The sequence below is a fragment of the Pseudomonas sp. HUK17 genome (genome assembly GCF_001566765.1).
In genome coordinates this window covers 99,637-112,833 of the sequence record NZ_LSMW01000010.1, presented here as the reverse complement: position 1 = coordinate 112,833, position 13,197 = coordinate 99,637, and the positions used below count along the sequence as shown (strand labels likewise).

Sequence of the window (13,197 nt, the reverse complement as noted above, 5' to 3'; positions counted from 1 at the left end):
AAGGCCGGACGCCGCCGTGGCAGCGTCGCGAAAAGAAAGGAGTGACGGGTGGCTCAGGCGGAACGCATCGCCACCGGCGGCGCGCTGGCCAGGGTCATGGCCTTGACCAGCTCAGCGGAGCGAATCGCCAAGACCGACAGCAGGGTGTCGGACAGCCCGTGGCTGACCTCGCAGCCACCTTGCAGGAACACCTGGACCGCGCCGCCCGCCGCCAGCGGCAAGCGGTAGTGGCGGTCGGGCTCGCCGTCTTGCAGATGCTCGCGCAGGCCGGCCAGCAGGTGCTGGTGGTAGTCACGGCGATAGCCGGTGGCCAGGATCACCACGTCATAGCCCAGGGTGGTGCGGCTGCCGTCCAGCCGCCCTTCCAGCTCCAGCTCCAGCCCCTGCGCGGATGGCAGGCAGGTCACCACGTCTCGCTCGCAGAGCAGTCGATGGCGCTCGTGACCGCGCAGCTTCTGCAGGTAAAAGAGTTGGTAGAGGTTCTCGATCAGCTCCAGGTCGACGACCGAGTAGTTGGTATTGCGGTACTCGGCGAACAGGCGTTCACGGCGCTCGGGCGATTGCGCATAGATCCGGTCGGTAAAGGACGGATTGAAGATCTCGTTGACGAAGGGGCTGTCATCGGACGGTTTGAGTGCCCCGCCCCGCAGGATCAGCGACGCCTCGACCTGGGGAAAACGCTGGGTAAGGTCCTGGAAGATCTCGGCGGCGCTCTGGCCGCCACCGATCACCGCCACCCGGCGCGGCTGGGCTGGATCGGCCAGCAGCGCCTCGATCCGCCCGCGATAGGCCGAGGAATGCAGTACCCGCGGATCGCTCAGCCCGGCGAAGGCCGGTGGTACCTGCGGTGTCCCACCAATGCCGAGGATCAGATTGCGCCCCAGGCGCCGTTGCAAGGTGCCCTGCTGATCGCGGGACACCACCTGCACCGCGGCCAGGCTACCGTCGCGGTACCAGGGCTCCACCGCCACTACCTCTTCACCGTAGTGCACCTGCTCGGCGAAGGCGGCCGCCGCCCAGCCGAGGTAGTCGTTGTACTCTTCGCGGCTGGGGAAAAAGGTCTTGAGATTGATGAAGTCCTCCAGTCGACCGCGTTCCTTCAGATAGTTGATGAAGGTGAAGCGGCTGGCCGGATTGCGCAGGGTCGTCAGGTCCTTGAGAAAGGAGATCTGCATCGTGCTGCCCTCGAGCAGCATGCCTTCGTGCCAGCTGAAGGCCGGCTTGCGCTCGATGAAGCATCCCTGGGGCTGGCGCTCGGGAGCCTGCTCGTCCGCGGCGATGGCCAGCGCCAGGTTGGAAGGCCCGAAGCCGATGCCGATGTAGTCGTGGACCTGTTCCATGCGAACCTCTCGTCGATAACCGGGTGGGATTGCCCTCGCGACACAGCACGACTGACAATCATTCTCACCTTCCTCGACGAACAGCCCTGACGCTTGTTCAGGGCTTTTTTGCCGATCCCTGTCCAGATCGGCGACTGCTTCTCACCTCCTAGCCGGCGATCTCCCGCAGGGCATCGCGACTGGCCCGCTCGCGCTGCTCACCGACCAGTTCCACCAGGCGGCCGCCATCCATCTTCAATAGCCGATCGGCCTGATCGAAATAGGCGTCGTCATGGGTGATGGCAAATACCGTCAACCCCGCCGCCTTCATCAGGGGCAACAGCTCCCGATAGAACAGCTGGCGAAACAGCGGGTCCTGGTCGGCGGCCCACTCATCCAGTAGGACGATGCTGCGCCCCTCCAGCATGGCCAATAGCAGAGCCAACCGCTTGCGCTGGCCCTGGGACAGGCGGGTATCGCTCAGCCGCCCCTCCGCCACCCGCACTTTGCGCTCCAGATGCAGGCGTCGCAGCCAAGTCTGCACCTGAGACCCCTCGGCAAGCGTGCCATCGGGCCCGAGCAGGCGATCGAACAGATGGAAGTCGGTAAAGACCGCGGCGAACAGCTGGCGATAGGCCGTCCGATCGGCCACGCCCACGACCCTGTCGTCCACCGCGATGACGCCGCGTTGCGGCTGATACAAGCCGGTCAGCAGACGCGCCAGGGTCGACTTGCCACTGCCGTTACCCCCCATCAGGAACACCGTCTCACCGCGCCTGAGCGTAAGATTCAAGGGTCCCACATCGAAGCCCTGCTCATCGCCCTGGGTCTCGTAGCGATACTCCACGCCACGCAACTCCAGGCGCTGCCAGTCTCCTGCGAAGGCCGGCACCGACTTGGCGAAATCTTCCGCGGCGGGCGCCAGGGCCAGAGCCTCCACCCGCTCCAACGCCACCTGCCCCGCCATCAGCGGTGGTAGCGCCCCGACCGCCATCACCAGCGGCGTGCGCAGGAACAGGATGGTCAGGGCATAGGTGGCGGCCACCTCGGTGCTGGCCCAGCCCAGTCCGTTCGCCAGGTAGAACGCCAGGCCGATGGTGCCCAGCACCATGGTGTTGGCCCAGTTGCTGGCGAGGGCGTTGTAGCGATCCGCCAGCGTCACGTGCTCGCGATAGGCACTGGCGTTGTCCTCGAAGTCCTCCTCGAAGAAACGCTGGGCGCGGGCACGATTCAGCGCCAGTTCCTTGCGCCCCTCGATCAGCGCCTGGTAGTCCGCATAGAGGCTATTCTCCGCATCGCGCAGCAGATGCAGATGGCGATTGAGCCGCGTCACCAGCAACCAGCCCAGGCCCAGGGTCAGGGTCATCCAGGCGAGCGTCACCAGGAACAGCGACCAGGACAACCAGGCCATATAAAGGAACGCCGCCAGGCTCAGCACCGCGCCATAGAGCAGCCCAGGCAGCTGCACGAAGGCCAGGGTGAGGTTGCGCAGGTCGCTGGATAGACTGGCCAGGATGGCCGGCCCCCCCACGGCCTCGATGCGTTCGATATCGGTATCCAACACCCGCTTCACCACCTGCCGCCGCAGATCGTAGACGAAGCGATGGCCCAGCGCGGTCAGGGCCACCTGGGCGCCGGCAGCCATCGCCAGCAACAGTAGCAGCAACCCGAGGAATTGCAGCAGCGCCTCGGTCGGCGCTGTCTGGACGGTCACCAACCGCCAATTGATGAAGGCGATCACCCCGACGCTGAGCAAGGCACTCCCCAGGCTGAGCAACAGCACCAGGGTCGTGGCCAGCGGGCGATAGCGCAGGATGAGGCGGATGAGGGTCATGGGCGACCTCGCTTCGGACAGTTACGGGCAAGACAGTTGCCGGTCAGGGACTTGCGACAATGCACGGTAGCGTCCTGCAGCAGGACATTGACCAGCGCCGGCGAGGCACCGATCCGCCGGGCGACATCACGCTGGGTCAAGCCCTCAACCCGACACAGGGTGATCACATCCTGGGTGCGGGGCGGCAGCTGCCGCAACGCCCGGACCACTAGCCCGATCTCCTCCCGGGCCTGGACCACTCGCTCGGCGGACACCTCGCCCGGCACCCCTTCGGCCTGTTCATCGGGGCTGGTGAACCAGCGCGCCTCCAGCTTCCGGCGGCGCAGCTGATCGACCGCCAGATTCTGCACCACCCGATACAGATAGCGCGAAGGCTCCACGACCTCCCGGGAATCGCGCTGCTCCCAGAACTTGAGGAAGGCGTCTTGAACGATGTCTTCGGCACGCTTGCTACAGCCGAGCAACCGCGTCGCGATTCCGAGCAGGCGGCTACGGTGATGATCGAACAGCTTTCCCAGCGCCGGACCCTGAGCGGCGCCCCCCTGCCCGACCGGCTGCGGTGGTGAAGCCTGAAGGGTCGGCGGGGTGACCTCATCAAGGGGAAACCCGGGCTGACGTGACGCCTGAAGTGGAGCAAGCAGCGATAGCATTTTTGCGTCCATGTAAAACTAGGAACGCGAAACTCTAATTGATACTCATTCTCACATCAACGAACCGTTTAACGTTTCGTGATCCTGCTTGTTGAGCACTCTTGGAATGGGCGAGGGCCAAACCCTTAGCGGCTTAGCGAGTTTTGCGAAGAAGCATGCCTCGACAGTTATACCCGGCGCAAAGCGCGGGCAGGTAGAGCGGCGCCGCAGACTCTAGACAGCCGATGGCCACCGTGCCCGAGACCCTCTCGTTTTCCACCTTGGCGTTCTGTTCCAGTTCCTGGGACAACCGCAACAGTACCTTGGCCTTTTCGTGGAGTCGGCGCCCGCTGGCATGGCCCAGGGTCACAAGCCGGACGAATTCATCACCCAGGCGCAGCTGGATGGCTGCAACGTCATGCTGGAGCGGGTGTTGGCCTTCGCCTGTCGCTGACTCGATCATTCCAGTTTGCGGAATGCTGAAGTGACCAGAAGGCCCATTCCCTCGCGAAGGTTCTGATTCCAAGCTGGTAGCACCTGTCGGGACCACCCTTGGCCCCGATGCCTGCCAGGAGTCGGCTCATGCAGCTCTATCACACCCCGCTGTCCGGTCATGCCCATCGTGCTGTGCTCTTCGCCTCCTTGTTGGGATTAGAGGTCGAGCTGATCGACGTCGATATCCCGGGCGGCGCCAATCGCACGCCTGAATTTCTCGCCCTCAACCCCTTTGGTCAGGTACCGGTGCTGCGGGACGGCGAAACGGTGGTCGCCGATGCCAACGCCATCCTCGTCTACCTGGCGAAAAAGACGGGCCGCAGCGACTGGCTGCCTGAGGACCCGGCTGGTGCCGCCGCCGTACAGCGCTGGCTGTCGGTAGCAGCCGGCGAGCTGGCCTATGGCCCGGCGGCGGCGCGCTTGATCACGGTATTCGGCGCCCAGCTGGATGCCGACGAGGTCATCGCCCGCGCCCATGTCCTGCTCGAACGCCTGGAGGCCCACCTGGCCTCGCGAGACTGGCTGGCGGCCGCTTACCCGACCGTCGCCGATATCGCCCTCTATAGCTATTTGGCCGGGGCGCCGGAAGGCAATGTGGATCTGGCACCCTACGCGGCCGTGCGCGCGTTCCTGCAGCGGGTGGAAGCCTTGCCGGGCTTCGTGCCCTTCCCCCGGACCGCGGCAGGCCTCAGGACCTGATCGCGCGTCGCCTAGCTGGAGGTCACGGTCATGCACGAATCCCTACCCACCTGGCACGCCGGTGAAACCCTTATTCAGGAACGCCTGGGCGTCCGTGAGCGCATGGCGGCCCTGGGTCCGCGGGTGATCCGCTCGTTCATGCCTGACCAGCATCGGCAGTTCTTCGCGCAGTTGCCCTTTGTGATACTGGGCAGCGTCGATGCCGAGGGGGCGGCCTGGGCGACGATCCTGGCAGGCCAGCCCGGCTTTCTCGCTTCGCCCACGCCCACCACCCTGGACATCGCCGCCCATCTCTCAGCCGAGGATCCGGTAACCCCGGGCCTGGGCGACGGCGCCGCCGTGGGCCTGCTCGGCGTCGAGTTGCATACGCGCTGCCGCAATCGCATGAACGGCACACTCAGCGTCACTGCCCAGGGTCTGCGCGTGACGGTGGACCAGAGCTTCGGCAATTGCCCGCGCTATATCCAGCTGCGCGATCTGAGCGTCGTCCACGCGCCAGGCCCGCCCCCGGTCGCATCGATGGAGAACCTCGCCTGCCTGGACGCCGATGCTCGCGCGTTGATTGCCGGCGCCGATACCTTTTTCGTCGCTTCCTATGCCGACCAGCAAGGCCAGCGGCGGGTCGATGTCTCCCATCGCGGCGGCAAGCCGGGCTTCGTCCGGGTCGGCGCCGAAGACCTGCTGACCATTCCCGACTTCAACGGCAATCTGTTCTTCAACACCTTGGGCAATGTCGTCGCCAACGGCCGGGCCGGGCTGCTGTTCGTGGACTACGAACACGGGGATCTGCTGCAGCTGAGCGGCACCGCCGAGGTGCTGTTCGACTCGCCGGAGATCGCGGCTTTCGACGGGGCCGAGCGGCTCTGGGCCTTTCGCCCACGGCGGATCGTTCGCCGCCGCGCCGCCCTGGCGCTGCGCTGGAAGGCCCGAGCCGGAGGAGCGTCGGACAGCAGCCAGCTGACCGGCAGCTGGCTGGAAGTCGAGCGGCGCCTGGAGGCTGGGGCCCAGGGCCGCCACTGGCGCCCGCTACGCATCGCCCGGATCGTCCAGGAGAGCACCACCATCCGCTCCTTCCATCTCGAACCCGTGGACGCCGCCGGCTTGCCTCCCTATCAGGCCGGTCAGTTCCTGCCGATTCGGGTGACACCTCGGCCGGGCCAGCCCTACCTGGTGCGGACCTATACGCTGACCTCCCTCCTCGCGGACGGTCGCTACCGCATCAGCGTCAAGCGCGACGGTCTGGTCTCTCAGCTGCTCCACGACCAGTGGCGCGAAGGCGATTTGATCGAAGCGCGAATGCCCGCCGGCGACTTCACCCTGGCACCCGCTGGCACTCGTCCCCTGGTGTTGCTGGCCGCCGGGATCGGCATCACCCCACTGCTGGCCATGTTGCGGCAGCTGGTCCATAAAGGTCGGCGAACCGTCACGCTGTTCTATGGCGCCCGCACCAGGGCGGAACGGGCCTTCGACAGGGAGCTCGCCGAGCTGCTGGCCCAGGCGCCGGAGTCGATACGGATGATCAGGGCGCTGAGCGATCCCTCCGACGCGCTTCCCGGGGTGGACTATGACGCCGCCGGACGCATCGAGATGGCGTTGCTGGAGCGCTACCTGCCCTTTGGCGACTACGACTTCTACCTCTGTGGTCCGGCTGCCTTTACCCAGGGGCTCTATGACGGCCTGCGGGGTCATGGCATCGAGGATGATCGTATCCATGCCGAAGCCTTCGGGCCGGCTGGACCGATGCGCACCGTCACGGCGACGGCGGAAGTAACCCGCCCAGCGGTGTCCACCGAGACCATTCCGGTGCGCTTCACGGCGTCCGGCCGGGAGGCGCAGTGGACGCCTGCGGCCGGCAGCCTGCTGGAACTGGCCGAGGCCCAGGGGCTGGAGCCTACGTTCAGCTGTCGCGAGGGACACTGTGGCAGCTGCCGTACCCCCTTGCTCAAGGGCGCCGTTGCCTATCTCAAGGAACCCGCCGCGGCGGTGGGCGCCAGTCAGGCGCTGCTCTGTTGCGCGCGGCCCGCGGCCGGGTCCGCGCCGCTGGAATTCGACCTCTAGGCTGGTCAGCCAGGTCGGGTCGACTACCATGCACCTCTGGCCGGTCCGCTCCGGCGCCCTGAGGAAGACCCCGCAGATGGATCGTTGGCAGGCGATGCGCGTGTTCGTGAAGGTGGCCGAAACCGAGAGCTTCGCCCGCGCGGCCCGGGAACTGCACCTGAGCGCACCGGCGGTGACGCGCCTGGTGGCCGGCCTGGAGGCGCTGGTCGGCGCCCGCTTGCTGGTGCGCACCACCCGCTCGGTGAAGCCCACCGAGGCCGGCGCCCGCTATCTGCAGGATTGCCGGCGCATCCTCGGCGAGATCGCCGAGGCGGAACTGGCCGCCGCCGGGCACCAGGTCGAGCCTTCGGGCACCCTGGCGATCACCGCACCGCTATTGTTTGGCCAGCTGCACGTACTGCCGCTGGTGCTGGACTTTCTCACGCTCTATCCGGAGATGCGCGTCCGTACCTTTTTCGTCGACCGGCAGGTGAATCTGTTGGACGAGGGCATGGATGTCGCCCTGCGCATTGGTCAGTTGCCGGATTCGGGGCTTACCGCCATCCAGGTCGGCCAGATGCGGCGGGTGGTTTGCGCGGCCCCGAGCTATCTGGAGGCGCGCGGCACTCCCGCCACCCCGGCCGCACTTAAGGAGCACCGCATCCTTGTCTGCCAGGGCGCCTGGGCCTCGCCGGAATGGCGCTTCGCCCGCGGACAGCGGGTGGTGGTGGATCCGCTGTTGCTGTGCAACACCAACGAAGCCGCCATCGCCGCGGCCAAGGCGGGGCACGGTCTGACCCGGGTGCTGCATTACCAGATCGCCCTGGCGCTGGCCGAAGGCAGCCTGAGGATCGTGCTGGCGGACCATGAGGAGGCGCCCCTGCCGGTGCACCTGGTCTATCCCCAGGGCCGCCAGGCGGCGGCCAAGGTCAGGGCCTTCGTCGAACTGGCCGTGGCGGCGTTGCGCGGTGATCCGCTGTTTGGCGAACCGTCCGACTGAGCGGACCTATTGGCCGCCGCACAAACTGCGGCCAGGACGCGCCGAACGCGTTCTGCCACTGCTCGTGCAGCGCCAATTCGGCATCCGCCGCCGCCACCGCTCCCTAGACTCAGGGGCTGACCTGCCACTGGGAGCGCCACCATGCCACTGCACCCCGATCTGCGAGACCCACGCCTGTTCAAGGAATCCGCCTATGTCGACGGTCACTGGATAGCCGCCGACAACGGCGCCACCTTCGCCGTGGAAAATCCTGCCACCGGCGCCGTCATCGCCCAGGTGGCGGCACTGGAGGCAGCGGAAACCGCCCGCGCCATCGCCGCCGGGGAAGCGGCCTGGCCGGCCTGGCGCGAGCGTCCGGCAGCCGAGCGAGCGGTCCTGCTGGAGCGCTGGCACGCGCTGATGCTGGAGCATCAGGAAGACCTGGCCCTGCTGATGACCCTGGAACAGGGCAAGCCCCTGGCCGAGGCGCGCGGCGAGATCGCCTATGGCGCCAGCTTCGTCAAATGGTTCGCCGAAGAAGCCCGGCGCGCCTATGGCGACATCCTGCCCGCCCCGACGCGCGATCGCCGCGTGCTGGTGCTCAGGCAACCGGTGGGCGTCGCCGCCGCCATCACCCCGTGGAATTTCCCGAATGCCATGATCACCCGCAAGGCCGCGCCGGCGCTGGCGGCCGGCTGCCCGGTGGTGATCAAGCCCTCGGACCTCACCCCGCTCTCGGCCCTGGCGCTCGCCGAGCTGGCCGACCGCTCCGGCTTTCCGCCCGGCGTATTCAACGTGCTCACCGGGATGCCCGCCGGCATCGGCAGCGAACTGACCGGCAATCCAGCGGTGCGCAAGCTGTCGTTCACCGGCTCTACCCGCATCGGCCAGCTGCTGTTGGCGCAGTGCGCGGCCACGGTGAAGCGCACCAGCATGGAGCTGGGCGGCAACGCCCCCTTCATCGTCTTCGACGACGCCGATCTGGACCTGGCCGTCGCCGGGGTGTTGCAGAGCAAATTCCGCAACGCCGGCCAGACCTGCGTCTGCGCCAACCGCATCCTGGTACAGGACGGCATCCACGATCGCTTCGCCGAGCGCCTGGCCGCCGAGGTCGCCAAGTTCAAGGTGGGCAACGGCCTGGAGACCGGAGTGACGCTGGGTCCGCTGATCAATCGCCAGGCGGTGGACAAGGTGGCCCGCCACGTCGACGACGCCCTGACCCAGGGTGCCAGGGCCCTGTTCGGCGGCCTGCCCAGCGGCCGTGACCAGTTCGTCGCCCCCACGGTGCTCACCGGCGCCACGGCGGACATGCTGCTGGCCAGCGAGGAGACCTTCGGCCCGGTAGCGCCGTTGTTTCGCTTCCGCGACGAGGCCGAGGCCCTGGCCCTGGCCAACGCCACGCCCTACGGCCTGGCCGCCTACTACTACACCCAGGACCTGCGCCGCGCCTGGCGGGTGGGCGAACAGCTGGAATTCGGCATGGTGGCCCTCAACACCGGCACCCTGTCGATGGAGGTCGCGCCCTTTGGTGGCGTGAAGCAATCCGGCCTGGGCCGCGAGGGCTCGCACCTGGGGCTGGACGAGTACCTGGAGGTGAAGGCCTGGCACCTGGGTGGCCTCGACTGAGGCCCGACGGCGGCGGGCAACCGAAAATGCCGCCGCTCCTGACCAAAACAGCCGATCGCGATGCCGGGGCCAGCAACTTCAGCGTTACCAACCCCAGGGCCTGCGTAGGCTGGAACTCTCGCCCCTGCCTGGAGTATCGCTGCATGAATTCCGCTGCCAAAGCCACCGAACGTCTGTTGGGTTATCGCGAACAAGGCGTTCCCCGCGGCATCATCACCGCCCACCCCGTCGTGGTGGCCCGCGCCCAGGGCAGCGAAGTCTGGGACGTGGATGGTCGCCGCTACCTCGATTTCGTCGGCGGCATCGGCGTGCTCAACGTCGGCCACAATCACCCGCGAGTGGTGGAGGCCGTCCGCCGCCAGGTCGGGGAGATCTCCCACGCCAGTTTCCAGGTGATGGCCTACGAGCCCTACCTGGAACTGGCCAGCCGCCTCAACACCCTGATCGGCGATGGTGAGGCCTACAAGACGCTGCTGCTGACCTCCGGGGCCGAAGCGGTGGAGAACGCCATCAAGATCGCCCGTGCCCATACCAAGCGGCCGGGGGTGATCGCCTTCCGCGGCGGCTTCCATGGCCGCACGCTGCTGGGCGTGACCCTGACCGGCTTCGCCCAGCCCTACAAGCAGAACTTCGGGCCCTTCCCTGGTGACATCTATCACGCGCCCTACCCCGATGCCTTCCGCGGGGTGGACAGCCAGCAGGCCCTGGCCGGCTTGCGCGAAGTGCTCGCCACCCAGGTCTCCCCCGACCAGGTGGCCGCCATCCTGATCGAACCGGTACAGGGCGACGGCGGTTTCCGCCCGGCGCCGGTGGAATTCCTCCAGGGGTTGCGCGCGCTGTGCGACCAGCACGGTATCGTCCTCATCGCGGACGAGATCCAGACTGGCTTCGGCCGTACCGGCAGCCTCTTCGCCTTCCAGCAGACCGGCATCCAGCCCGACCTGGTGACGGTGGCCAAGAGCCTGGCCGGCGGCCTGCCGCTTTCCGGGGTGGTCGGCCGCGCCGCCATCATGGACGCGCCCCTGCCCGGTGGCCTCGGCGGTACCTACGGCGGCAACGCCCTGGCCTGCGCCGCAGCGCTGGCAGTCCTGGACATCTTCGACGAGGAAGACCTGGTCGCCCGTGGGGTCACGCTGGGCGAGCAGCTGCGCAGCGGTCTGGTCGATTTGCAACGCCGCCACCCACGCATCGGCGAGGTCCGCGGTCGCGGCTTCATGCTGGCGGTGGAGATGGTGGGCGCGGATGGCAAGAGCCCGGATGCCGCCCTCGCTCAGCAGATCATCGAGGGCGCTCGTCAGGCCGGATTGCTGGTGATCAAGTGTGGGGTGGAGCGCAATGTCATCCGTTTCCTGGCGCCTCTGGTCACCACCGAGGCACAACTGGCCGAAGCCTTGCAGATGTTCGGCCAGGCTCTCGCCCAGGCTGGTGCCTGAGGTCAAACGTAACGCCGCCCGGCCCGGCTGTGGCAGCGCCAAGGGAATCCGACCATGAGAATCACGCGTTACCAGGCCCTAGGCTTTTCCTGCTACGGCACCCTCGTCGACCGTGAAGGGGGCATCCTCGAAGCCCTGCGCCCCCTTGTGGCGCAGGCGGGCCTGAGCACCCATCCCGACTGGCTGCTCGGCAGCTACCACCGCCTGGCCCGCGAAATGCGCCAGGCGGCTCCCACTGCCAGCCAGACCAGCCTGCACCTGCGCATTCACCAGCGACTGGCGCAGGAGTTGCAACAGGAAGCCGACCTTGATGCCAGCGTGGCTTTTGGAAACGCCACGACGTGCTGGCCGGTGTTCGAGGATGCTCCGGGCGCGCTGCAGTACCTGAGCAAGTTCTATCGATTGGTGTTGCTGGCCTCGCCCGATGACGGCGAGGCGGCAGCGGTCACGGCGCGCTTGCCTGAGGTGTTCGCCGCCGTGATCCCCAACCGCGGTGGCGATCTGCGCCAGGCGTTGGACAACACCCTGGAAGAACTGGGCTTGGCGCGTGGAGATTTGCTGCCCATCAGAGGCAGTGAACCGGACGATCCCTGGAGTGCCCTGGTGGATTTTCCCCTGTGTACCCTGCGCCGTGATCGCTCGCGGCCCTGGAACCTTTCGCGGCAGGCCCTGGATGGCACGCGGTGCGAGTACGCGAGTCTCGCCGACCTGGTGCATGCGCACCAGACCGCCCTGCGTGCCTAACCTGCCGTTCACGATTGCGAGGAACGACGATGGACGCCGCAACAAAACTGGATCGCATCGACATCAACATCCTGGTGCAGCTGCAGAAGGATGGCCGGATGACCAATGTCAGTCTCGCCGAAGCCGTGGGCCTCTCCCCCAGCCCCTGCCTGCAGCGGGTCAAGCGCCTGGAGGCGGCCGGCTACATCAGTGGCTACGAGGCCCACGTCAATCTCGCCAAGATCGCCAACTAGGTGACGGTTTTCACCGAGGTCACCCTCTCCGACCACAAGCGCGCCGACTTCGTGAAGTTCGAGTCCTTTATCCGCGGGGTCGACGAGATCCTCGAATGCCACCTCATCAGCGGGGGCTACGACTACCTGCTGCGCTTCATGTGCAGCAGCATCGGTCACTACCAGGAATTGATGGAATCCATCCTCGACCGCAACGTCGGCATCGAAAAGTACTTCAGCTACATCGTCATCAAGTCGCCGGTGGTCAAGAACGCCCTGCCGCTGCGCAGCTTGATCAAGGCGGGCTAGTACTCCCCGGCTCGACGCTCCGCCAGCATCCCGCTGCCGGAGCGCGCCGTTCCTAGCGCAGGATGCAATAGAGCTTGCGTACCGTCTCCCGACTGTCCCAGGCCATGGGTGTCGCCGCCGGCACCAGCACCGCCTCGCCCGCCCTGACACTGCAGGGCGCTTCACCCTCGACGGCCAGGGTCACAGAGCCGGCATAGAGCAGCATCAGTTCGCAATGGGGATTGGTCACTGCCTTGCGCACGTAACCGGTGCATTCCCACATCCCTACCCGCAAGGCGCCGCAGCCGCTTTCGAACAGATCGCAGCCGGTGGCCGTGGGCTCGGGACTGAGCAAGACGCTGGCCGCCGGTGGCGACGAGGGTTCGCGCGGAGCCGAGGGATCCAGCAGCACGGGCGCCTGGGGCATGGCGCCTTCGCTGGCGCGGCCGGGAAAGGCCATGAACAGGCGACGTAGCTCGCCACTATGACGCCAACGGCAACTCAGGCCCCGGGGCAGGACAAAGGCATCGCCGGCCTTGAGCTGCAGGGCGCCACCGGCCCACTCCAGCTGCAATTCGCCCGCTTCGAGAATGCTCACTTCCACCCAGGGAAAGTCATCCAGCTGGCAATCGGCGAAGTGGCTGGTGGCGCTGCCCATGACATAGCCCAGGCGGCCATCGTGCAGGTGCAGTTCCCGGCCGGCGGCCAGGGGATCACTGTGCAGGGGCTGCAGCGCGCGCGGCAGCTGCCGGTCATTGGGCGGTTGGCAGTAGTGCAACAGGGGCATGGCGGATCCTCACGACCAGAGGCGCGGCGGGCATGCCGCGGACAGGGTCAGTATCGGTCGCCAAGACGGCCGGGTTATGGCGTTTCCGGCGCGAGGCAGCACAGAAGCTGCCGTT

10 protein-coding genes and 2 pseudogenes are annotated in these 13,197 nt (G+C 67.0%); 7 read left to right on the top strand and 5 right to left on the bottom strand.

Translation table 11 applies throughout. From position 1 onward, the window contains the following. Nucleotides 1-53: 53 nt before the first annotated feature. The 4 genes and pseudogenes from AX284_RS06150 to AX284_RS12275 form a co-directional block, all read right to left on the bottom strand. On the bottom strand, nt 54-1,340 hold the full coding sequence (locus tag AX284_RS06150; RefSeq protein ID WP_068384118.1) for a lysine N(6)-hydroxylase/L-ornithine N(5)-oxygenase family protein: 1,287 nt from the start codon (nt 1,338-1,340) through the stop codon (nt 54-56). 148 nt (nt 1,341-1,488) lie between these two features. Next, nucleotides 1,489-3,153 (bottom strand): multidrug ABC transporter permease/ATP-binding protein, encoded by a 1,665-nt coding sequence (locus AX284_RS06145; RefSeq protein ID WP_068384116.1) that lies wholly within the window; start codon nt 3,151-3,153, stop codon nt 1,489-1,491. After that, nucleotides 3,150-3,803 (bottom strand): sigma-70 family RNA polymerase sigma factor, encoded by a 654-nt coding sequence (locus AX284_RS06140; RefSeq protein WP_082731519.1) that lies wholly within the window; start codon nt 3,801-3,803, stop codon nt 3,150-3,152. The genes AX284_RS06145 and AX284_RS06140 overlap by 4 nt, the downstream gene beginning before the upstream one ends. Before the next feature lie 169 nt (nt 3,804-3,972). Beyond that, a pseudogene (locus AX284_RS12275) lies at nt 3,973-4,122 on the bottom strand (LysR family transcriptional regulator); the annotation flags it as partial. Nucleotides 4,123-4,364: 242 nt separating this feature from the next. Between AX284_RS12275 and AX284_RS06135 the strand changes: the two are divergent. The 7 genes and pseudogenes from AX284_RS06135 (at nt 4,365) to AX284_RS06105 (ending at nt 12,316) form a co-directional block, all read left to right on the top strand. Then, complete coding sequence (locus tag AX284_RS06135; protein WP_017639891.1) at nt 4,365-4,976, top strand: glutathione S-transferase family protein; 612 nt, start codon at nt 4,365-4,367, stop codon at nt 4,974-4,976. 30 nt (nt 4,977-5,006) lie between these two features. Next, complete coding sequence (locus AX284_RS06130; protein WP_068384114.1) at nt 5,007-7,034, top strand: 2Fe-2S iron-sulfur cluster-binding protein; 2,028 nt, start codon at nt 5,007-5,009, stop codon at nt 7,032-7,034. A gap of 76 nt (nt 7,035-7,110) precedes the next feature. Beyond that, nucleotides 7,111-8,013, top strand: a complete 903-nt coding sequence (locus AX284_RS06125; RefSeq protein WP_068384112.1) for a LysR family transcriptional regulator — start codon at nt 7,111-7,113, stop codon at nt 8,011-8,013. 141 nt (nt 8,014-8,154) lie between these two features. Continuing rightward, nucleotides 8,155-9,618 (top strand): NAD-dependent succinate-semialdehyde dehydrogenase, encoded by a 1,464-nt coding sequence (locus tag AX284_RS06120; RefSeq protein ID WP_068384109.1) that lies wholly within the window; start codon nt 8,155-8,157, stop codon nt 9,616-9,618. 143 nt (nt 9,619-9,761) lie between these two features. Continuing rightward, nucleotides 9,762-11,051 (top strand): 4-aminobutyrate--2-oxoglutarate transaminase, encoded by a 1,290-nt coding sequence (gene gabT, locus AX284_RS06115; RefSeq protein ID WP_068384106.1) that lies wholly within the window; start codon nt 9,762-9,764, stop codon nt 11,049-11,051. A 54-nt stretch (nt 11,052-11,105) separates the two neighbouring features. Continuing rightward, nucleotides 11,106-11,795, top strand: coding sequence for a hypothetical protein (locus AX284_RS06110; RefSeq protein WP_017639896.1), 690 nt, complete (start codon nt 11,106-11,108; stop codon nt 11,793-11,795). 29 nt (nt 11,796-11,824) lie between these two features. Continuing rightward, nucleotides 11,825-12,316: pseudogene (locus AX284_RS06105) on the top strand (Lrp/AsnC family transcriptional regulator). A gap of 52 nt (nt 12,317-12,368) precedes the next feature. On the opposite strand, the gene AX284_RS06100 reads toward AX284_RS06105, so the two are convergent. Further along, entirely contained in the window at nt 12,369-13,082 is a 714-nt protein-coding gene (locus AX284_RS06100) for a cupin domain-containing protein (RefSeq protein ID WP_068384104.1), read from the bottom strand. Nucleotides 13,083-13,197: the final 115 nt, after the last annotated feature.

Coding starts and splice junctions, on each gene's coding strand:
- AX284_RS06130 (WP_068384114.1), top strand. CDS start 5,007: ATGCACGAATCCCTACCCACCTGGCACGCCGGTGAAACCCTTATTCAG.
- AX284_RS06145 (WP_068384116.1), bottom strand. CDS start 3,153: ATGACCCTCATCCGCCTCATCCTGCGCTATCGCCCGCTGGCCACGACC.
- AX284_RS06110 (WP_017639896.1), top strand. CDS start 11,106: ATGAGAATCACGCGTTACCAGGCCCTAGGCTTTTCCTGCTACGGCACC.
- AX284_RS06125 (WP_068384112.1), top strand. CDS start 7,111: ATGGATCGTTGGCAGGCGATGCGCGTGTTCGTGAAGGTGGCCGAAACC.
- AX284_RS06135 (WP_017639891.1), top strand. CDS start 4,365: ATGCAGCTCTATCACACCCCGCTGTCCGGTCATGCCCATCGTGCTGTG.
- gabT (WP_068384106.1), top strand. CDS start 9,762: ATGAATTCCGCTGCCAAAGCCACCGAACGTCTGTTGGGTTATCGCGAA.
- AX284_RS06140 (WP_082731519.1), bottom strand. CDS start 3,803: ATGCTATCGCTGCTTGCTCCACTTCAGGCGTCACGTCAGCCCGGGTTT.
- AX284_RS06150 (WP_068384118.1), bottom strand. CDS start 1,340: ATGGAACAGGTCCACGACTACATCGGCATCGGCTTCGGGCCTTCCAAC.
- AX284_RS06100 (WP_068384104.1), bottom strand. CDS start 13,082: ATGCCCCTGTTGCACTACTGCCAACCGCCCAATGACCGGCAGCTGCCG.
- AX284_RS06120 (WP_068384109.1), top strand. CDS start 8,155: ATGCCACTGCACCCCGATCTGCGAGACCCACGCCTGTTCAAGGAATCC.